Annotated in this window: 20 protein-coding genes; 12 read left to right on the forward strand and 8 right to left on the reverse strand. The window is 42.4% G+C overall.

Going from position 1 to position 19,292, the window contains the following annotated elements; translation table 11 throughout:
- Nucleotides 1-3 precede the first annotated feature (3 nt).
- Entirely contained in the window at nucleotides 4-1,359 is a 1,356-nt protein-coding gene (tnpC, locus tag ABM313_RS06000) for an IS66 family transposase (RefSeq protein WP_434683540.1), read from the reverse strand.
- 166 nt (nucleotides 1,360-1,525) lie between these two features.
- On the opposite strand from tnpC, the gene ABM313_RS06005 reads away from it, so the two are divergent.
- The 8 genes from ABM313_RS06005 to ABM313_RS06040 all read left to right on the forward strand — a co-directional run bounded on the left by ABM313_RS06005 (nucleotide 1,526) and on the right by ABM313_RS06040 (nucleotide 7,441).
- A complete protein-coding gene (locus ABM313_RS06005) occupies nucleotides 1,526-2,236 on the forward strand; it encodes a carboxypeptidase regulatory-like domain-containing protein (RefSeq protein ID WP_434686773.1) in 711 nt (236 codons plus the stop codon).
- Nucleotides 2,237-2,363: 127 nt separating this feature from the next.
- The gene (locus ABM313_RS06010; protein ID WP_434686774.1) at nucleotides 2,364-3,527 is read left to right on the forward strand and encodes a phage tail sheath family protein; all 1,164 of its coding nucleotides are present in this window, start codon (nucleotides 2,364-2,366) and stop codon (nucleotides 3,525-3,527) included.
- 15 nt (nucleotides 3,528-3,542) lie between these two features.
- On the forward strand, nucleotides 3,543-4,700 hold the full coding sequence (locus tag ABM313_RS06015; RefSeq protein WP_434686775.1) for a phage tail sheath family protein: 1,158 nt from the start codon (nucleotides 3,543-3,545) through the stop codon (nucleotides 4,698-4,700).
- Between the two features lie 67 nt (nucleotides 4,701-4,767).
- On the forward strand, nucleotides 4,768-5,208 hold the full coding sequence (locus ABM313_RS06020) for a phage tail protein (RefSeq protein ID WP_434686776.1): 441 nt from the start codon (nucleotides 4,768-4,770) through the stop codon (nucleotides 5,206-5,208).
- Nucleotides 5,209-5,240: 32 nt separating this feature from the next.
- Nucleotides 5,241-5,603, forward strand: coding sequence for a phage tail assembly protein (locus tag ABM313_RS06025; protein WP_434686777.1), 363 nt, complete (start codon nucleotides 5,241-5,243; stop codon nucleotides 5,601-5,603).
- Complete coding sequence (locus ABM313_RS06030) at nucleotides 5,600-5,758, forward strand: DUF6760 family protein (RefSeq protein WP_434686778.1); 159 nt, start codon at nucleotides 5,600-5,602, stop codon at nucleotides 5,756-5,758. Before ABM313_RS06025 ends, ABM313_RS06030 begins: the two co-directional genes overlap by 4 nt.
- A gap of 90 nt (nucleotides 5,759-5,848) precedes the next feature.
- Entirely contained in the window at nucleotides 5,849-6,253 is a 405-nt protein-coding gene (locus ABM313_RS06035; protein WP_434688382.1) for a phage tail protein, read from the forward strand.
- A gap of 51 nt (nucleotides 6,254-6,304) precedes the next feature.
- Nucleotides 6,305-7,441, forward strand: coding sequence for a hypothetical protein (locus ABM313_RS06040; protein ID WP_434686779.1), 1,137 nt, complete (start codon nucleotides 6,305-6,307; stop codon nucleotides 7,439-7,441).
- On the opposite strand, the gene ABM313_RS06045 is transcribed toward ABM313_RS06040, so the two are convergent.
- Nucleotides 7,362-8,951 (reverse strand): IS5 family transposase, encoded by a 1,590-nt coding sequence (locus tag ABM313_RS06045; protein WP_434683668.1) that lies wholly within the window; start codon nucleotides 8,949-8,951, stop codon nucleotides 7,362-7,364. The genes ABM313_RS06040 and ABM313_RS06045 overlap by 80 nt on opposite strands.
- Before the next feature lie 190 nt (nucleotides 8,952-9,141).
- Between ABM313_RS06045 and msrA the strand changes: the two genes are divergently transcribed.
- Nucleotides 9,142-9,864 carry a peptide-methionine (S)-S-oxide reductase MsrA gene (gene msrA, locus ABM313_RS06050; protein WP_434688384.1) on the forward strand — a complete coding sequence of 241 codons (723 nt, stop codon included), beginning with the start codon at nucleotides 9,142-9,144 and terminating at the stop codon, nucleotides 9,862-9,864.
- Between the two features lie 52 nt (nucleotides 9,865-9,916).
- Here msrA and ABM313_RS06055 read toward each other — a convergent pair whose 3' ends face one another.
- Together ABM313_RS06055 and moaA are read right to left on the reverse strand one after the other, a co-directional pair.
- On the reverse strand, nucleotides 9,917-12,034 hold the full coding sequence (locus ABM313_RS06055; RefSeq protein ID WP_434686780.1) for a TIGR00300 family protein: 2,118 nt from the start codon (nucleotides 12,032-12,034) through the stop codon (nucleotides 9,917-9,919).
- Nucleotides 12,035-12,482: 448 nt separating this feature from the next.
- Nucleotides 12,483-13,466, reverse strand: a complete 984-nt coding sequence (gene moaA / locus ABM313_RS06060; RefSeq protein ID WP_434688385.1) for a GTP 3',8-cyclase MoaA — start codon at nucleotides 13,464-13,466, stop codon at nucleotides 12,483-12,485.
- Nucleotides 13,467-13,634: 168 nt separating this feature from the next.
- Here moaA and ABM313_RS06065 point away from each other — a divergent pair, with 168 nt between their 5' ends.
- Nucleotides 13,635-14,555: a branched-chain amino acid transaminase gene (locus tag ABM313_RS06065; RefSeq protein WP_434686781.1), complete on the forward strand. Its 921-nt coding sequence runs from the start codon at nucleotides 13,635-13,637 to the stop codon at nucleotides 14,553-14,555.
- 85 nt (nucleotides 14,556-14,640) lie between these two features.
- Here the strand turns inward: ABM313_RS06065 and ABM313_RS06070 are convergent, their stop codons facing one another.
- Complete coding sequence (locus ABM313_RS06070) at nucleotides 14,641-14,781, reverse strand: hypothetical protein (protein ID WP_434686782.1); 141 nt, start codon at nucleotides 14,779-14,781, stop codon at nucleotides 14,641-14,643.
- Nucleotides 14,782-14,868: 87 nt separating this feature from the next.
- Here ABM313_RS06070 and ABM313_RS06075 point away from each other — a divergent pair, with 87 nt between their 5' ends.
- On the forward strand, nucleotides 14,869-15,033 hold the full coding sequence (locus ABM313_RS06075) for a hypothetical protein (RefSeq protein ID WP_434686783.1): 165 nt from the start codon (nucleotides 14,869-14,871) through the stop codon (nucleotides 15,031-15,033).
- 21 nt (nucleotides 15,034-15,054) lie between these two features.
- Here the strand turns inward: ABM313_RS06075 and ABM313_RS06080 are convergent, their stop codons facing one another.
- Both ABM313_RS06080 and ABM313_RS06085 read right to left on the reverse strand, forming a co-directional pair.
- Nucleotides 15,055-15,429 (reverse strand): type II toxin-antitoxin system VapC family toxin, encoded by a 375-nt coding sequence (locus ABM313_RS06080; RefSeq protein WP_434686784.1) that lies wholly within the window; start codon nucleotides 15,427-15,429, stop codon nucleotides 15,055-15,057.
- A complete protein-coding gene (locus tag ABM313_RS06085; RefSeq protein WP_434686785.1) occupies nucleotides 15,416-15,652 on the reverse strand; it encodes a type II toxin-antitoxin system Phd/YefM family antitoxin in 237 nt (78 codons plus the stop codon). Before ABM313_RS06085 ends, ABM313_RS06080 begins: the two co-directional genes overlap by 14 nt.
- A 201-nt stretch (nucleotides 15,653-15,853) precedes the next feature.
- Between ABM313_RS06085 and ABM313_RS06090 the strand changes: the two genes are divergently transcribed.
- A complete protein-coding gene (locus ABM313_RS06090) occupies nucleotides 15,854-16,123 on the forward strand; it encodes a hypothetical protein (RefSeq protein WP_434686786.1) in 270 nt (89 codons plus the stop codon).
- Between the two features lie 4 nt (nucleotides 16,124-16,127).
- Here ABM313_RS06090 and ABM313_RS06095 read toward each other — a convergent pair whose 3' ends face one another.
- Nucleotides 16,128-19,109, reverse strand: a complete 2,982-nt coding sequence (locus ABM313_RS06095) for a DUF4365 domain-containing protein (protein WP_434686787.1) — start codon at nucleotides 19,107-19,109, stop codon at nucleotides 16,128-16,130.
- Nucleotides 19,110-19,292 lie beyond the last annotated feature (183 nt).

Here is a 19,292-nt window from a genome sequence, read left to right on the forward strand (position 1 = left end):
TGCTCAACCTATAGAAAACAATGATTTGAGAGGATTCAAAGCGATAAGAATGGACTCAAAAGCAGAAAAGCCTTGTCTTTTTCCAGTATTGACAATGGAACGAACAGCCGCAAATAAGTCACGCCCCCAATCGGAGCGAAAACCATTCGTAACTTTTCTAAAAATGACACTCCAACGTAAAGCCTGTTCGCTAGAGTTATTAGTTGGCGGGATGGTGTGGTCATCCAAAAACAGAAATAAGTTTTCTCGTAATTCTAGATATCGCTTCTGTAATCTAAGTCCATCTTCTTGAGTAGGTAACAGAGCTAAAATATTGTCGAGGTCTCGATACAATCGACATCGATATTGATAACGAGTAGAGTCAGCTAAATCCGACCATCGCCTTCGCAGCACCAAAGCTCGTAGCAGCAGCTTTTTCATCCTGCCAGAGAAAATCTGGTCTCCTGCATCAATTCCATACTGACAATCTCTGAGTTGATGGGCAAGACAAACTTGCCATTCTGTCGCTGGATTGGTCTTTTGGGCGCTAAACAAATCTGATACCCACACCTCTGGTTGATGCTCTGCCATCACTTCGGCGATGACATCTGCGCCTCTAGACGGTCGGATGATATGAAAACATACTTGTTCGTTCTGAAATACCCATTCCCATTGATTTTTACCGTTTACCCTTGCACTGGTTTCGTCACTGCATACTAGACGAGATGTTTTTAGGGCTTGGAGTATTCCTGTCACCTCCGACTCTAGTTGTCCTTTCACCCTTGTTAAGAGATTGGCGATACCTCCTTCTGATATCTCTAAGCCAAATACTTCACTCAGCATTTGCTGCATTCTTCCATAGCTTATACCGTGACTGTATCTCATCGTTGTCACTAGGGCAGCTATTCTTTCTCCAAAGGGACTTCCTACTTCAAGTCCTACGGGTAATGCTGCGATTTGTTCCTGTCCACAATGCTCACACTTGCATCCATACCTTTCGATTCTGGTAACGATGGGCTTGATTGGTGGTATATCGATCTTGTCGTATCGTTCCAGTAATACCTGCATTGATTCAGCGATCTCTTTCCCACATTCTGCACAACTTTTTACAGTTGCTTTGAGCGTTTGGTCTGGATTTTCACTCAGTTGACGACCTCCTCCATCTCTTCCTATACTTCCTGCTCGTTTGCCTTCTGTTTCTTCTGGATTATTGATTTCCGCTTTAAATCCTTTGGCTGGTGGCAAACTTGAGTTCTTTGAAGTCTTCTTTGGTTTCTTTTCTAACTGTTTCTGTAGTTTTTGTAGTTCTTCCCATAACTTAACTATCAAGGCTTCTTTTGCCTCGTCTGTTAGTTCTTTTAGGTTGGGTAGTTCTTTCATTTCTTTAATTTATCAGCTTTTGCCCCTTTGTCAATTTTCCTACGTTGAGCTATTACAATTACACAATTACTATTTCGGTTCCAGTCGATGAGGCGGGTGAAGAGTTTCCTCTTGTTACTGATAGTCAGATTTACCTGCGGTCAAATTCTTAACTTAACCCAAAACTATGATCAAGCGTGAGCAAGACAATACTCAAATAGTAATGGAGAAAGCGATCATTCGTCATCGGGTAGCGATCGCAGGTCGAGTCATGAATGCTCAAACGCAACAGGCGATCGCAGGCGCACAGATTACCCTCAGTGAAATACCAGACAAGTATCGCTCGATCCTCAAGCTCAAAGCGATGCAGTATAGAGCCGAGAGTTGGGAGAAAATGCGTCCCGATCGCACTTATGCTGATCAGGATGGATATTACTTTTTTCGTAATTTGCCAGTAGGAGATTACACCTTAGTAGCTTCTTTCCCAAAGGCAGGAACTCGCTACGGTTCAGCGACCCAATCAGTAACGGTTGTTGCTGGTTCTGAGACAAGTGGAGTCATTCATGTCGATTTATGTTTGTCACCAACGGGAGTACAGGGCAAGATTACGGCTCCAGAAAATGAGAAGTTTATTGCAAAGGTTCGGATTCAGGGACAAAATGAGTATGCATTGACTAATGGTGATGGAGAATATTTATTAACAGGAGTGGAAGCTAGTTCGCAGGAAGTTACATTGGTAATTTCCGCCTCGGGCTACGAACTTAATCTATCTCCAGAGCTTTACCCACCAAAAATTTCTCTCTTGCAAGGTCAAGTACTGACTGAACAAAATTTCCATCTAAAACGTAAAGCTGTTACCAATGGAATTTCCACATCAGCGAATCGTTCTCCTCCTTGATTTTCCCAGAACTATAAGTTTTGATTAAAAGGTTTGCTATGCAAACCTTTTAATCAAAACTTATAGTTTTACTTGAACGCAAAGCGCTGTAAGTCTATTTGCATTTATCCATACAGGAGTTTCAATAATGCCAACCTATCTATCGCCGGGTGTTTATGTTGAAGAGAAAGCTTCAGGTTCGGCTCCGATCGCTGGAGTAGGAACGAGTGTTGCTGGTTTTATTGGCACAATTAACACTAATGCTTGGTCATCTGCTGATTCATCTGATGAATCAGCACCTTCTGGCTATGCCCAAGCGGGTGAGATTAAGCTGATTACTAACTTTACCGAGTTTAAAAAATTTTTTGGTGATTTTTTGCCTCCTAGTGGTGATAGTGCAGGACAAAATACCCTAGCCCATGCTGTCTATGGCTTCTTTCGCAATGGTGGTACTCGTTGCTATGTGGTTTGGATTTCAGAAGAGCAGCAGATTACGCAGGTTCTGGATGACTTTGAGGCGATAGATGAGATTGCGATTGTGGCGGCTCCTGGAAATCTAGACTTCAGAGACGATATTAAAGATCACTGCGAAAAGATGGGCGATCGCATTGCTATTTTGGATAGTGATGAAGCGATCGATCTAAGTGCCACGAACTTAGTGAGCACACTCAAACCCTTCAATTCTAACTATGCTGCTTTATATTTCCCTTGGATTCAGGTCTATGATCCAGCAAGTAATGCGCATATCTATGTTCCACCTAGCGGACATATGGCTGGGGTTTATGCAAGGGTTGATGCTCAGAAAGGCGTACACAAAGCCCCAGCTAATGAGTCGATTTTAGGTGCTTTGGACTTGAAATATACTCTCAGCAAAGCTAAGCAAGATGGGTTTAATCCCGATGGAATTAACTGCATTCGCAAACTGAATGGAAATATTCTGGTTTGGGGTGCACGTACCCTTGGCGGCGATGCGAATACCGAATTCAAATATGTGAATATTCGTCGGCATTTCTGCTACTTGCGCGATTCCATTGATAAAGGTACACAGTGGGTCGTATTTGAGCCTAATACTCCTGAGCTATGGGCAAAGATTCGTCGCAATATTTCGGCTTTCTTAACTGTAGAATGGCGCAAAGGAGCATTATTTGGCACAAAAATCGAAGAAGCCTTTTTTGTCAAATGTGATGAGGAAACCAATCCCCCTGAGATTCGCGATCTTGGGCAGGTAGTTACCGAGATTGGTGTTGCTGTGGTCAAACCTGCGGAATTCGTGATCTTCCGTCTCAGTCAATGGTCGGGAACGCAGGGTTAACAAGGTTAATAAACTATGCCAACTGTAGACTCGCAAATTTCTGGGCAAATTTCTGGACAAATTCCTGGTGTATATCTCACCCGTATCGTGCCGACCCCTGAGCCACAACTTCTAACGGGAGTGCCTGTGTTTTTGGGGTTTGCCTCGGTTAGGGATGGTGTCAATGAACCGAAAAAGCTCACACTGATGCTTCAGTTTGAACAGCACTTTAGTTCTATTGGCAATGGATATTTGGCTGATGCTGTGCGTGGTTTTTTTGCGAATGGTGGTCGTTTATGTTATGCGATCGCCTTATCAGATCACAAATTAACAACTTTACAAACAGCTTTAGAAACCAGCGAAATTTTAGAGGACGTTGACTTGGTTTGTGCGCCCGATCTCATGACAGTTCCAGATGCTGAGCAGCAAAGAATGCAGCAAGCAATTTTAGAACATTGCGATCGCATGGGTGATCGTTTTGCGATTCTTGATGCCTTAAATGTGGATGATGTGCAAGCGATCGCGCAGCAACAGCAGGGACTGTCTAGCCCTAACGGTGCGTTATATGCGCCTTGGCTACAGGTGGAAAATCTGAGTGAGGCATCTGTTCCTAAATTTGTGCCGCCCTGTGGTCATATTGCGGGAACCTATGCCAGTAGCGATCGGCAAGTCGGAGTTCATGGCGCTCCTGCTAATATTCGACTAGAGGAAGTACTCGATCTGAGTCTATCTCTAACTCCTGCTGATTTAGAATTGCTCAATCCGATTTCTGGCAATGGTGTGAACTGTATTCGCAGCTTGCGTGGTCGCGGCATCCGTGTTTGGGGTGTTCGCACACTCAGTAATATTTCCGAATGGCAATATGTGAATGTGCGACGGCTATTTCTCACATTTCGACGCTGGGCAGATCGGAATTTAGCAGATACCGTATTTGAACCTAATGCCTTTCCTTTGTGGATCAGATTGCAGAGAGAATTAAGTGTTTATTGTGAGTCTCTTTGGCGACAAGGCGCACTCCAAGGCTCTGTTCCGCAAGAGGCATTTTATGTCAACTGTGATGCGACCACCAATCCATCAGAATTGCGTGAACTTGGACAAGTAACCGCAGAAATTGGTTTAGCGCCAACGATCCCTGGTGAATTTATTCGGCTACTACTTGTCCAAAGTAGCAGTGGAATTAACATCACTACATAGTTATTGCGAAGCAATAACTATGTAGTGGATGGTAGTGTTAGATTTTTATTTTTTAGGAGGACTTCTTATGCCAGCACTTGCTAATCCCCATGATCCCTATAGTGGCTATAATTTTTGGGTGGAATGGGATGGAATTGTTCATGCAGGTTTTCGGGAATGCAGTGGCTTAACCGCTACTCGCAAAGCAGGAACTTATCGTGAGGGAACTGATAAATCTCTAGCTTCACGCCAAATTCCGGGGCTAAATAGCTACGGCAATATCACCCTCAAACGCGGAGTTACTGATAACCAAGAACTGTGGCTTTGGCACAAAAATTTACAAGATGGTGTTGCCGATCGCCGTAATTTGTCGATTATTTTGGCGGATGATACAGGTACAGAAAAAATGCGCTGGAATCTAGAAAAAAGCTGGCCGACGGTTTGGAATGCTCCTAGTTTCAATGCTACTTCCGATGAAATTGCGATCGAGACTCTAGAGCTAGTCCATGAGGGTATTACGGTTGGTTAAACTGCTAGTTAAGCCCAAAATCGATAAAAATCATGCCGCAAACTGAATTTCCTTTTCTCCTCCCTCAAGGTTATCTCGATTCCGAAGGGAATGTCCATCGACAAGGCATCATGCGTCTATCTACAGCATATGATGAAATCCTGCCTTTACGCGATCCGAGGGTTCAGAAAAACCCAGGCTATTTGGTAATTATTCTCTTAGCAAGAGTAATCACTAAATTGGGAGATCTCGATCAGCTTAACACTAAGGTAATCGAAGGATTATTTTCAGGAGATTTGATTTATTTACAAGATTTTTATCAACGGATTAATCAAAACGGGCATAGTCGGCTGTTGGTGGTTTGTCCCCATTGTGAAGGTGAGTTCGAGGTAGAAACATTGCCAGTGGGGGAGTGAGTCGCTACCCCTCTGAGCAATTGCTAGAGGAGGTAGCCTATCTTGCTTATCACTTCCATTGGTCTCATGACCAAATTATGACTATGGAACATCGCGATCGCCAACAATGGGTGGCACAGGTTGCCCAAATCAATCAAAGACTAAACAATTCCTAACTGGAGCATGATGTGAATTTAAAGTTTCTTAGCCTCAATAGCTCTCTAGCCGCAGGTTCTACCCTCAGCTTGTTGGGACATGATCCATTCATGACTTTTAATTTTGCCATGGAAGTTGGTGGAGTTGTGATTGGTGGTTTTAGCGAAGTTAGCGGTTTGAGTAGTGAGATCAAATTGGAATCCTATGAGGAAGGTGGACTAAATGGCTTTGTCCATCAATTTCCGAGTCGGACAACATATCCTAATTTAGTGCTGAGTCGTGGTTTAGTGAATATTGATTTGTTTTATTTGTGGTACAAAGCCACCAGCGAAGGCATCATTCAACAAATGAATGGCACGATTCTATTACTAAATAACCAACATATTCCTGTGATGTGGTGGACAGTGAAGAAGGCTTATCCTGTGAAGTGGGAAGGACCAAAGCTGAATGCAGGTAGTGATGAAGTGGCGATCGAACGAATTGAATTAGTACATCAAGGTATTTCCAAACTTTAAGTAATAGTTGAGTGAGTCGCGAAGCATCACTCCCAAAATCTAAGTAAAATTATGGCGAACACTTTATCAAATTGGCAAGATGCAATTAACTCTCAGTTATTAGGAAGGCTAGTACTTCCTTTAACTCAAGCAGGGGTGACGAAGAGGGACATGAGCCAAAAAATTATTAATCGCAGCGATCGCTTTTTAAATCGCCTACCCTTACTCAGTCAACAAATGCAACGCTGGGGCAATCTCAACACGTTATCCTCAGAGACTGTTCCCATTGTTTACGCTCAGAATTATGCTCAGAATAATGCTCAAAACATTGGAAGCGCAGTAGAAAGCAGCAATAGAGTCGATCAGTTGGTTTCGCCTCAAATTACATCTCACAATTTGTCTAATAGTCAATCTAGTGAAATGCCTTTACGGGCGAAGTTCGCTAATTCAGCAGGTTTAGTTGAAGCTACTTCACCAATCAGCGATCGCCCATCTACTAAAAGCATCTCGGATTCAAGAGGCGAATTTCCAGAGCCACAAGCTTTTGCTTCGGAGCATCCCATGGTCGCGCCTGAAGCGATCGCTCCTGCATCATCAACTATAGGAGAAATGACATTACAAGCAAAATTTGCTAGTTCTGAAGGTTTAGTTGATGCTACTTCACAATCGCCACCATCATTGACTTCCCCGCCATTAACTACCGAGTTAAATAATCCAAATACTCCTGACTATCCAGTTGTAACGCCTAAAAACATTGTAGAGACTTTTTCGGTAAATCAGGAAAATCGACCATTAAGAGAGAACTCAGCAGTTACTAGCGAACCTCTACTGATCGCACAGCCAAAGATCCCCAATCCTACTTCCGTATCTTCAGATTTGCCCATTGTTAACCGTCTCAACAACTTGAATAAAGACAAAACTTCTCAAAGCCCATCTCAAAGTTCAGCTTATCTAGGCGATCGCCATGATATCAAATCCATCAACTCGCAAATTAAGTCACCGATTAATTCGCAAATATTTTCTACAGATAGCCCGATTGTAACTAGCGCGGAAACTAGGGCGATCGCTGCAAATCCATTACCAAATTTAGAATTATCCCAAGACTACATAGGGCTTGCTGAAAAAGAGACTAAGGGAAAAGTAGTGGGCAAAGAGGAAGGGGATAATACTTTGAGTGTCTACAAGGAAATTGCCAAGAAAAAGAATTAAAGTTAAAAAGGGGTTTCCAAGAAGGAAGAACAAAGAGTTGCCAGCAAAAGATAAACCAAGACAAACCGAAAAAAGCAAGCTGCTTGAGCAGCGCTTCCAAATTCATCACCAAGAAAGTGATAGCGATCGCCGTTTCCGATGTATTTGCCAACTTGGACATGACGCGATTTAGACTGAACCGTCGTTTAGCCAGTCCAAACTTACCTTCAATTTGATTGCGAACCTTAGCATCTTCGAGAGTCTGCTTGCGAATAGCCGCCAACTCATCGGGTACAGGTCTGCCCAAAGGCGGAGCCGTAATCCGAATACCGAGATTTCGACAATAGGCGCGATTGCTGCGAGTGCGGTAAATCTGGTCAACGTAAACCGCTTCAGGATAATGTCCAAAGCGAGATTTAAACAATGCTACTTGTTGCTGCAAATCCCCCGATTCATTGAAGTTATCCCAACTGAGATGGTCGAGAAAGGCATGACCATCGACACAACTAACTGAGAGTTTAGCGCCAAACTCCACAGGTGTTCCTGCCTTACCTCTGACAATCGGACGTACATGAGGTTGCGTAATACTGACGATGCGGTCATCTATGCGATGACCACCTTGCTCGTACATCCATTGTTGTTGCCGATATACTTCACTGACGACTAGCAAGTTCCGATAGAGACTCCTCTTCAATTCCGATAGCTTTGCCCCTGCGGCAATTAGAGTGTCAATATGGGCAAGATTGCGACGCACATATCCCAACTGTTGGCGCAATGCTTTGCGAATCCTTTTACGATTGGGTTGGCGTTGTTTGGCAATTTGGAGATACGCTGTCCTTGCTTCACGGCGATAGGTGCGTGGTTTCTTCGCTAATTGTTCTTTCACTTGTTGGTAAAGAGCATCAATCACTATTTCCGTTTGTTCTCTTGCTTCGTTCAACAGTTTGATGTCAGTGGGATAACGGATGTCGGATGGCGCGACTGTTGCATCTAGCAGCAATTTTCCTTGGTTTGCTGGTTCTGGTTCTTTCTGTTCCTTTTCTATATTCTGCTCTTCTAACTTCTCTTCTATCTCTTCTCTTTCTTCTTTCTTGTACTGCTTTGCTTCCTTCTCTTTTTGTCCCGACTCTTTAGGAGGCTTCACAATCCGTTCGTTGATTCTGCCCACGATCTCTAGATTCAATCGCTTGCGGAAATGTACCATCATGCTTGCTTCAAATGGGGCGTTGTCGCTGTACTCTGATAAGCCTAGGAAGTATTGTAAATATGGATTCTCACGAATTTGTTCTACTGTCTCTTCGTCACTTGTTCCTAGCTTCTCTTTGATGATCAGCGCCCCAAGTGCTATCCGAAATGGTTTTGCTGGTGCTCCTTGTCCTTCGCTAAATTGTTCTGCATATTCATTCTCAAATTCTTCCCACGGCACTAGTTCTGCTAATCTTACCCATCGATTTTCTCCTGATAGTTTGCCGCCAAATGGTAAGTAGAAGTTCTCGAATGATAGCTGTCCTGTGGGGGATTGTCGGTACATGCAATTTTATTGGTGCAAGGGTTTTTCTAGCTTTTCTTGCTTTTTCTTGCATTTTATCTGTTTTCGTTCTCCTTAGAAACCTTTGCTTGTATGCTTTTCTTGCTTTTTCAGTAAGCCCTACTTATAACCAACCCATCAACAACGTTAAAGTTCCCATAATTTTAGATGGTTTTACGGAGAGTCTATGAATATGTTTCAGCGAAATTTATATGTTTTGGGCGGTATTGTTGGCAGCTTCGCGATCGCCTCTTTATTTCTGAACTCTTTTGTCTCAGTCAAGGCGATTAACACTGATCCTAGAGCATCGCAAACCTCTACTGCTGATATTCCTAATTTCAATCAGAAAGAAATGAAGACAGCCGTGTTTGCAGGAGGGTGCTTTTGGGGAACAGAGGCAGTATTTGAGCATCTAAAAGGAGTTTCCAATGTTGTTTCTGGTTATTCTGGCGGAAGTGCGGCAACAGCAAACTATGAAGCTGTCAGTTCTGGACGCACAGAACATGCTGAATCTATCAAAATCACCTATGACCCTTCTCAAATATCCTACGAGAAGCTTCTTGAAATTTACTTTCATGTCGCACATGACCCAACCCAACTAAATCGACAAGGTCCTGATCGTGGCACTCAATATCGTTCAGCGATATTTTTCACGAATCCTGAGCAACAGCAGATCGCAGCAGCCTATATTGAACGTCTCAATCAAGATAAAAGTTTTTCTAAACCTGTTGTAACTCAGTTAGTTCCCTTAGAGAATTTCTATGCGGCAGAGGATTACCACCAAGATTTTATTGTTCACAATCCTGACTATCCTTATGTGGTTGTCCATGACCTACCTAAACTTGCCCAATTAAGAGAAAAATTCCCTGAGATATATAGCTATAACCTGTATCAGAACAAATCAAAACCCAAATAGTGTGAGGCGGCGCTTCGCGCCGCTTCGCGCTATTTGGGTTTTGATTTGTAACCTAAGCCGCAACAGCCACTGGACTATCGAGTTTCTTCAATTGCTGCACCAGCAAGCTGAGGAATAGCCCGACATCAGTAACTACGCCAACCGACTCAACAGAACCGCGATCAGAGAGTTTGGTCACCACCGCAGGATTGATGTCCACACAAACCATCTTCACGCCTGCGGGAGTCATGTTACCGACACCGATGGAATGCAGCATGGATGACAACATCAAAATCATGTCAGCACCACGAATTTGTTCGCTATATAAGCGTTGTGCTTCCAGTAAATCCATTACGGTGTCAGGTAAGGGACCATCATCACGGATGGAGCCAGCTAGTACAAAAGGAACCTCGTTCTTAACGCATTCGTACATCACACCAGACTTGACAAATCCAGCCTCAACGGCTTTGTGGATGCTGCCATAGCGACGGACGGAGTTAATCACTTTCAGGTGATGGCGATGTCCACCTTTGACGCTCACGCCACGCTTGAGGTCAACGCCGAGAGAAGTTCCCATTGAGGACTGCTCCATGTCGTGAACGGCGATCGCATTACCACCAAGCATTGACTGCACATAGCCTTCACGAATTAAGTAAGCCAAGTGAGGAGCGCCGCCAGTATGCACAACGACGGGACCACAGGAGACAACTAACCTGCCGCCGCGATCACGAATTTGGCGAAGTTCCCATGCGATTTGCTCGACGACGAGTTCGACGCGACGTTCGCTAGATACACCTGCACCCATAAAGGAAAATTCTTCTTTTTTGGCGGTATCTCTAGCTTCAGGTTTACGCACAGTCCGCACGCCATCGTAACCCACTACGACGCGATCGCCTACGACGAGATCGCGTAAAAGCTTGCAGGTAGCAGTTTTACCATCGGGACTAATAGCGATCGCCGCATCCATCCGCTGATTGGTACAACGAATCCATTCGCCATCGACACAGGCATCGGTAGGATAAATTGTGGATACATAGAAATCATCAGGGGCAACGCCATCTTGCAAGACTGGCTCAAGATTTGCATCAGATGTGTCGCGATCCTGTAGGACTGCACCGATTTCAATCAGTTCACCCATGATTGTTTCCATGAGGTCATGGGATGGGGCTGAAATACGGATTCTGGCTAAAGAAGTGCTTTGTCTTTGTTCACCAAGATTAAATTCCAAGACTTGAAAACTACCGCCATTATCGGTTACCAAATCAAGGGCGCGATTGATGATGCCAGAATCTAGCAAATGTCCTGTTAATTCGACAATTCTTGCTTCTACACCACCTTGCTCAATGGCTTGGTCACTGCTTTCTGTGGCAATAGGAACTTCAATAGTTCTCAAAGTTAAACATTTTGCTGCGCCACCAGCTTTTAGAAACTCAGTGAGAGGAGTTTCGATCACGGTGAACCCAGCATTGGTAATGCGTTGTTTCAAGCGATCGCTGATTTTGTTCATTACTACATTGCGATCGACGTTGACCGCATTGCAAGCAAAATTAACAGCATCCGCCTCTTCGATCGCAATCCGTTTGTCCGCAGGAACGCGCATTTCAATCAAGCGATTGGAATAGGAATCAAATGCAGGTGGATAGTACAGCAAATATCCGCCTGTTAAAGGACAGAAGCAGGTATCGAGGTGATAGAAGCGATTGTCAATTAAACGTAGAGACAGAACTTCGACATCGAGCCATTTCGCCAAGTAAGGATGAGCATCTAGCTCAGAACGGAAGCCATAGCCAGCCCAGAGCCAACCACCACTGCGATCAAACAGGGCATCACCTGCACCTTCAAAGGGCAAATCCTTGGGCAGTTCAAACACTGTAAAGCCCTTAGACTCAAACCATGCTTTGAAATAAGGCTCTTCGCCTTGACGCTCTTTATGTAAAAAACGACTCAATACCGCTTTGTCGCCTAATACTAGACCAGCGTTGGCGGTGAATACCATGTCTGGCCAGCCTTTTGCGGGTGTCACTAGCTCGACATTAACTAAACCCTTGAGGACTCCATACAGTTTTTGCCATTGCTCTACAGCGCGATCGCGGCTAGATTTGTGAACGTTGCCCTCCATCCAAGGATTGATCACATAGTCTACGTCGTAGTGATCGGGAGCGCACATCAGATAATTCAGTTGGGCAGTCATAAATAAAAGTAAATAATTAGAGGAGAATGCAATTTTTGGTCACATCCATACTGGCAGCTACCAAAAATCGCCAAACAATTGCAAAGCTGCCAATCTTTAATCATACCTAATGCTTTATACCGAAAGCCCTTACAAAAGTTATCGTCTCTTGATAATTGTCATCAAAAAATTTTTCATAGGCTATTGCAAATTATGGGCGAATAGGCTAAATTACTAATAGACCCATCCTATTCCCCCCCGTGTGGGTCTAGTATCCCCGAAATGGCAATTACTTCCGAAAGGGGTAAGCGCAAATTGGTAGACCTAAAGCTATCCGCTACACATACGGTATGGTGGCTACTAATGCCGAAGGGATATTTTGTAATCCTACAACTAAATAAAACAAAAAGGCTCGCGTTGCGAGCCTTTTTGTTTTTTAGAAAATCTCGCAACGCGAGATTTTCTAAAATTAGCCGCCAATTTGGGACATGGTACGAAAATAGCTTTTTTGCTCACCAGTGCCGCGATCGCGTTCTTTAAAATTAATTTCGTCCTTGAGATTTAGTAAATCGCGCACCGCAATTCTTAGCTCCGCAAAATTTTTGCCCTGACGCATGGCAGTTTTTAGATCGATCTGTCCCGTTTCGTTTAATAGACATGGACGCAATAGACCGTCAGCCGATAGCCGCATCCGATTGCAGCGATCGCAAAAACATTCAGACATTTGGCTAATAAAGCCCAAAGTCCCCTTAGCATTGGGAATTTGAAATACATCGGCAGGTCCATTACCTTTGCATTTGCCAGTCTCTAGACCGTAGCGATCGCTGATTTGTTGTCGCAGAGTTGCTGAGTCTACCCAACCCTTATGCGTAAACAAGCTGTCGTTACCAATCGGCATAAACTCAATAAACCGAATATGCCAACGGCGATCGATGCTTAGGGCTGCTAAATCTAATATCTCGCGATCATTTACATCTGGCACAACCACCACATTTAGTTTGAGTGGATCAAAGCCCACTGCATGGGCAGCTAAGATCCCCGCCCATACTTTTTCCCAGAGATTGCGTCCTGTAATTTGCCGAAACACATCGCGATCTAGGGAATCAAGACTAATGTTAATTCGCCGTAAACCTGCTTCATACAGTGGCTGAGCTAACTCACCAAGTAAAAAACCATTTGTGGTCATCGACAAATCTTCTACCCCCTGTAAATTGGCGATCGCTCCTACCAAACTTACTAAATCTCGACGCAGTAGAGGCTCCCCACCTGTCAGCCGAAATTTCTTAAAGCCAAGGGGAATAAATACCTCTTGAATTAAGTTAATTAACTCATCATTGGTGAGGGTTTGCTGCGCCTGAATATAATCGACTTCCGAGCCTTCAGGCATACAGTAGGTGCAGCGAAAATTGCAGCGATCGATCAAACTGATGCGAAGGTAGTCAACATTGTTCACAGATTTAATGTCCTCATGGATGGCTTGGCAGAAATTAATTGTGGCGCTAAGCGCCACAATTAATTTCTGATTTTGTAATTCAGGGTGTAATGGGGTGTAACTAATTTTTAGGTTTTGATTTGTCCTAGCTATATGATAGAAAAATAATTGATCAAGATGTGTTAAACCATGACCTCACAGTACGCCTATATACGCGGAACATTTGTACCCCTCGAAGATGCCACAATCAGTATCCGCACTCACGCATTTCTATATGGTACGGCTGTCTTTGAAGGAATTAAGGCGTATTGGCTACCAGAAGAAAATCGGATGGCGGCATTTCGCCTAGCAGAGCATTATCAACGTCTCATCCAAAGTTGCCGCATTATTGGCTTACAACATCCCCTTGATGTCGAGACGATGGTTCATCTCACTACCGAGTTAATCCAACGAAATCAGTGTAATTCTGCTACATATATCCGCCCAATTATTTACAAGTCTGACCTGCGGATTGGACCAATTCTCAAAGTACCTCATACCCATGATGATTTTTGTTTGTTCAGCGTGCCGATGGATGGATATCTTGACACTAGCAACGGTATCAAAGTTGGTGTTTCTTCATGGCGACGTTTAGATGACAATGCAATTCCTGCTCGCGCAAAAGTGAATGGCGCTTATGTAAATACTGCTCTTGCGAAGACTGATGGCTATGCCTCTGGTTTTGATGATGTTGTTGTGTTAACTAATGAAGGGCATGTCGCGGAAGGAAGTGCGATGAATCTCTTTTTAGTAAGAGATGGAAAACTAATCACTAGTTCGATTACTGATAACATTCTCGAAGGGATTACTCGCAGTTCGGTAATAGAGTTAGCTGCTAAAGAATTAGGATTAGAAACTGTATCGCGCACAATCGATCGCACGGAGCTATACATTGCCGATGAAGCATTCTTTGTTGGTACGGCTACTGAACTCGCTCCAATTACCAGCTTTGATCATCGTCCTGTCGGTGATGGCACAATTGGTGAGATCACTAAGAAGCTTCGGGATTTATACAGCAAAGCTGTTCAAGGGCTTTTACCTGACTATCATCACTGGCTAACCAAGGTCTAAGTTATTACCAAGTAGTGTGAGGCGGCGCTCCGCACCGCCTCACACTACTTGGGTACTATGAAAGCCTACGAATTTTCTACTACGATTACGCCTGATGGAAAACTCGAACTTCCCAAACATCTAAAAAATTTGCCGAAGCAGCCGCAGGTTCGAGTAATTGTTTTGGTTGAATAGTTGCTGGATATTGATTTGGAAGAGCAGGATGAAGTCTTCGATCCAAGTCCATCGCAAATTGCAGCTAGTCTTCATAGAGCATTGCACGAGGCAAAGACTGGACAAACGAAACCAATCTCTCAACTTTGGGATAATCTGGATGGGAACTGAGCAGCCTATTATTCAAGTCGAGACTTCTGGAAACTTTGAGAGACAGTTTCGGATTCTGCTTAAACGCTATCATAAAATTCGCTCAGATGTACAACCTGTGATCGAGCAATTACAGTCAAGTATCTTGACTACGGAGATTGAAGAAACAGTCTAGATATTCAAATGAATGCTATTCCTACCATCTCGCATGGGTGTAGTTTTCAAGGATTTTGTGGTCTTTGCTTAGTAGGATATTTTCGTTGACCATTGCGTTTGCAACGATGAGGCGATCGAAAACGTCACGAGTCCATGTAATTTGCATGGCTTGTTGAATGATCTGGCTAAAGTCTTTCTGGCAAATTCTTAGGTTAGCTTGATTGGTTAAATATTCAATTATTTGATTTGGAGATGAGCCTAGCCTCCCAATCTCGTATAAATATTGCAACTCTAAACGAATCATGGGCGAGATATAGATATCATTTTGACAAATTAAATTCTCTGCTAAAGGCGAAAGCTTATTAACAGTATCTCCGTAAAGCCAAATTACAACATGGGTGTCAAGGTAAATCAAGGTTTATTTCATGCTCCCAAGAGATATTTACAAGATCGTCAGGATCGCCAATATATACTTCTGGATGAGGTACAAGATTGTCTAGTTTGCTTCTTTTCTGTATTGGTAGTATTTGGAAGCGTTTGCCTTGCCAATCAAGTTCGATGGGGTTGCCTGTGGTGGCTATTTCTTCTAGTAGGTTGATAAAGTTGGTGGTGAGTCTATCTACGGGTATGGTTTTCATATATTCAATTACGAATTATCAATTACGAATATTCTTCAAACTCTGGCAAGGGTGCATCAAAGTCAAGGGTGCATCATTATTATTTTACATTTAACTGCATGGCGGCGATCGCCTAACTAATCACCCTAAATCTAATCGTCATGCTAATTGAAATTGATAAATGTCTCAAGATTTTGTTCGATATTTAAGAAGATTCAAATCATGACGATTTTAGAAAGGGCTGTGAGTACGATGCAGCAGTTGCCAATTGAGAAGCAGCAAGAGGCTTTGAGTTTTATTGAATTTCTGGTTTTTAAGTTGGGCGATCGCCAAGTTAAAGATGATTATTCGTTAATTCCTGCTAGGCGATCGCTAGAAAATCTGTATGGTATTTGTGCAGACGATCCGATTGTTCTTGATGATTCTGGTATTTCAGAGAGTCCAGATAACGCTTCCATAGGCATCTTCTATAATAAGTTTGACATTGTATGAATTGCTAAGATTGTCTTAATGTAGCTATTCTGAGATCTTTCACAGTTTCAAGAGTTACTTCAACTCCATTAAAGGGGATAACACGATTTTCTAAATCTGTTCTTGTCTTGAGATATTCTGAAATATTCATCCAGTACATTTTTTCGTCTTTATCACGGATCACAAGATATACAGGGTAATTTTGTGATTGCCAGTATTGAATATGCCGTTTTTTAGGTATTGAGAATACTTGAGTTCCATCTTTTCTTGGCTTTAAGTAAGATGCACCAGATTTTAGTTGTACATATATTCGTTGACCTGATGCTTCACCTTGAGCATTTTTAAACTCAATTTCACCGTCAATACCCCAGTCATCGCTAATTAATGGACGGAAAATCTGTCCTGCTTTACTCACTAAAACCATAATTTCACCTTTGAGGATTGCCTCTTTGCTATCATTACCAAGCTGAACGTCAATTTTTTCGTCCATCTGACGGACTTTAGCTAAGAAATCATCATCTTTGCCAAAAGTTTCTTCGATGAGATCTGTGAGGAGAATATAAGTGGGTGCTGTCGGGATTGAACAATAGTTACAAATGATTGAGCTATATCCTTTCTCAAGACGAAATTGTACAGCCCTTCTTTCAATAGCTTCTTGGCATTTGGGACAGTGATAAATACGTTCTCGTACTACTTTATTGTTGAGAGACTTATGTTTTAAATGCTCGTGAACAAACTTTAGGAATAGAATTTTTGTTTCATCTGGAATATCCACTCCAAAGAATACGGAAATACGTCCCAATCCTTCGTCAATTTCCTTAAACACAAAACCACAACGTTTGCCACTCTGCTTCTTGTTCTTGAATCCATATGGTAGAAATATGGCAGCATTTTTCCAAAGTGAATCTAAAACGAATGCTTCACTATGATATAAACGAACAACTAATGTAGTGTAGGCGTTAATTAATGCACCTTCAAACTGATAAGAGACAACTGTTCCCTGTACTTCAGGATGTTCAGGAAGTTCGCGATTAAATTGTGATGGAAATATCAGCTTACCTTTGTCTGCAATAGCTAACTCTTTCTCTATAAATAGTTCTACAACTGATTGAAGAATGATCTGTTCATCATCCTTAGTAACTCGATCTAATGAACCAAAGTTGAATTGTCCCTCCCTCGCTACTTGCTCATCTAGGAATCCAAGACCATCTGGTTGCTCACGAGCCGCCTTTGCCATTGCTGAAGCATAGTTGTCTAGTAGCTCAGGCTGCAATAAAACGTAATCACCAAAAGATAGTATTTTGATGAGATCGTATGCTTCTACCCGTCCGAGTGCGGCTTGAAAATCTTGATCTTCAAAATCCACATCAAGATTTTTCATCCGAAAGTGCTGTATGAGATTTGTTGTTTTTTCTAAAATATATCCTTGACGTTTATGCTCAACAACGAAGTCTTTCATCTGTTTGAAAAGACTCTCAGAGATTGTCAATGGTAGGTTGTCCCAATCAATTGTTTCTTCAATGTGTTGTCTTAGTTCTTCTATTCCTAAGCCTGTAAGAGCGGCTGTACGGAATATCCCATCAAAGCCATGCTCTTTAGCAAAATCATTCATCCTTGCTTCTGTAACGCTCAGAGAACTGACATCTGTTCGAGCAGCAACTAGATATTTTTTAAGTTGATTGCTTCCTTTAGCTTGTTGTAAGGCTTTGTTCCAAAAAACAACTTCTTTAAACGGATTTGTAGGACTTGAACCATCAAATAAGACAAGAGCAACATTGATTTGATCGAGTGATAGTTGATGAATCAATCTATATTCTGCTTGTCCTGCTAAATCCCAAAGTAAGGTTTCTCGGATTTCCCATAGTTCATCACTGGTTTTATGATGTTTAGCTTCTAAACTCCATACATGACGACCATGTGTTGATGTAGTTGCTTTGAATGTTTCCCCAGCTAAAACCATTCCTAGTCCAGATTTCCCAACACCTGAGTCTCCAATCAATACAACTTTCGCATTACGATAGCGAACAGAATTATTACTTGAAGATACCTTCAAAATAGTATCAACGTCAAAATCCCAAATATGAATAGCCCTAGCATTTTCTCCTAAAATTGCAAATGTAGACTTCTTCGGATTGATAGCTATCTGTGAACTATGGTCTATATCTTTCAGGAATGTAACTAGTTGCCAAGTATCGCAACGCCAAAACCTAATAGCATCATTTGTTGAATTTGTTATGAGTAAACGACCGTCATGAGAGAAAGCAACTTGTTTTACTCTACTGGTATGCCCCTCAAGAACATTGAACTGTCCTTTCTTAATGTTCCAAAGCTTTACATTATAATCCCTAGATCTATTACTTGATGTAGCTCCAAATGCAATTATTTCACTGTCTAGCGACCAAGCAAATTGGCTATTCCAATCATAGTAACCTTCTAATTCGGCAACAATTTTTCCACTTTTGACGTTCCAAATTAAAATTGAATCTTGTGAAACTGAAGCAAAGAATTTACCATCTGGCGACCAAGCTCCAAAACGACTGCTATGCCCTTTTCTCTTGAGTGTTTTTATGGATTCGTTGCGACCAACATCAAAGAGATGAATCTCACCATCATACCCCCAGACTGCAAGCGTAGAACCGTCAGAGGAGCAAGCAAAATTGTGCCAATGTGAAGTTCCTTGAGGTGCTTCAATCGAATTTTGAAAATCAAAATTATCGGAATTCCATAATTGCATCCATGAATGATCTGGACTTCGATACCTGCCTGCTGTAATAAATGTCTGACCATTTGGAGACCATTCTCCTTTTTCCACAGAATCAAACTTGATAGTATTACATACTTTTCTAGTCTCTGTATCCCAGATATGGATTAGCATGTCACCAGATGGAGAAGCAAGCATTTTTCCATCTGGTGACCAAGCAAGTGAATAAACTCTATTTCTATGTCCTCGAAGCGTATGACGGAGCTTGAAACCAAGAGGAGCTTGAATACTGGGTTTTGAGGACATATGAGAAAATCACTCAGTTGAAGTATAAAAGTTGTGAATAGTGTGAATAGTTTTAGAAAATCATTATGGTTTCTGACTATTTACACGGTTACTACTTACCATAACATAGATAAGTTTTTGCTTAAATCGATTAAATCTAGACTAAACAATAGCGATTTAGTCATGTAAGAATATCAAACGAAC

Source organism: Pseudanabaena minima str. Chao 2107 (assembly GCF_051131155.1).
Lineage (GTDB): Bacteria > Cyanobacteriota > Cyanobacteriia > Pseudanabaenales > Pseudanabaenaceae > Pseudanabaena > Pseudanabaena minima.

Excerpts from the sequence above, each read along its gene's own strand:
- tnpC (WP_434683540.1), bottom strand. The coding sequence starts at position 1,359 with ATGAAAGAACTACCCAACCTAAAAGAACTAACAGACGAGGCAAAAGAA.
- ABM313_RS06005 (WP_434686773.1), top strand. The coding sequence starts at position 1,526 with ATGATCAAGCGTGAGCAAGACAATACTCAAATAGTAATGGAGAAAGCG.
- ABM313_RS06010 (WP_434686774.1), top strand. The coding sequence starts at position 2,364 with ATGCCAACCTATCTATCGCCGGGTGTTTATGTTGAAGAGAAAGCTTCA.
- ABM313_RS06015 (WP_434686775.1), top strand. The coding sequence starts at position 3,543 with ATGCCAACTGTAGACTCGCAAATTTCTGGGCAAATTTCTGGACAAATT.
- ABM313_RS06020 (WP_434686776.1), top strand. The coding sequence starts at position 4,768 with ATGCCAGCACTTGCTAATCCCCATGATCCCTATAGTGGCTATAATTTT.
- ABM313_RS06025 (WP_434686777.1), top strand. The coding sequence starts at position 5,241 with ATGCCGCAAACTGAATTTCCTTTTCTCCTCCCTCAAGGTTATCTCGAT.
- ABM313_RS06035 (WP_434688382.1), top strand. The coding sequence starts at position 5,849 with ATGACTTTTAATTTTGCCATGGAAGTTGGTGGAGTTGTGATTGGTGGT.
- ABM313_RS06040 (WP_434686779.1), top strand. The coding sequence starts at position 6,305 with ATGGCGAACACTTTATCAAATTGGCAAGATGCAATTAACTCTCAGTTA.
- ABM313_RS06045 (WP_434683668.1), bottom strand. The coding sequence starts at position 8,951 with ATGTACCGACAATCCCCCACAGGACAGCTATCATTCGAGAACTTCTAC.
- msrA (WP_434688384.1), top strand. The coding sequence starts at position 9,142 with ATGTTTCAGCGAAATTTATATGTTTTGGGCGGTATTGTTGGCAGCTTC.
- ABM313_RS06055 (WP_434686780.1), bottom strand. The coding sequence starts at position 12,034 with ATGACTGCCCAACTGAATTATCTGATGTGCGCTCCCGATCACTACGAC.
- ABM313_RS06065 (WP_434686781.1), top strand. The coding sequence starts at position 13,635 with ATGACCTCACAGTACGCCTATATACGCGGAACATTTGTACCCCTCGAA.
- ABM313_RS06070 (WP_434686782.1), bottom strand. The coding sequence starts at position 14,781 with ATGGACTTGGATCGAAGACTTCATCCTGCTCTTCCAAATCAATATCCA.
- ABM313_RS06075 (WP_434686783.1), top strand. The coding sequence starts at position 14,869 with ATGGGAACTGAGCAGCCTATTATTCAAGTCGAGACTTCTGGAAACTTT.
- ABM313_RS06085 (WP_434686785.1), bottom strand. The coding sequence starts at position 15,652 with ATGAAAACCATACCCGTAGATAGACTCACCACCAACTTTATCAACCTA.
- ABM313_RS06090 (WP_434686786.1), top strand. The coding sequence starts at position 15,854 with ATGACGATTTTAGAAAGGGCTGTGAGTACGATGCAGCAGTTGCCAATT.
- ABM313_RS06095 (WP_434686787.1), bottom strand. The coding sequence starts at position 19,109 with ATGTCCTCAAAACCCAGTATTCAAGCTCCTCTTGGTTTCAAGCTCCGT.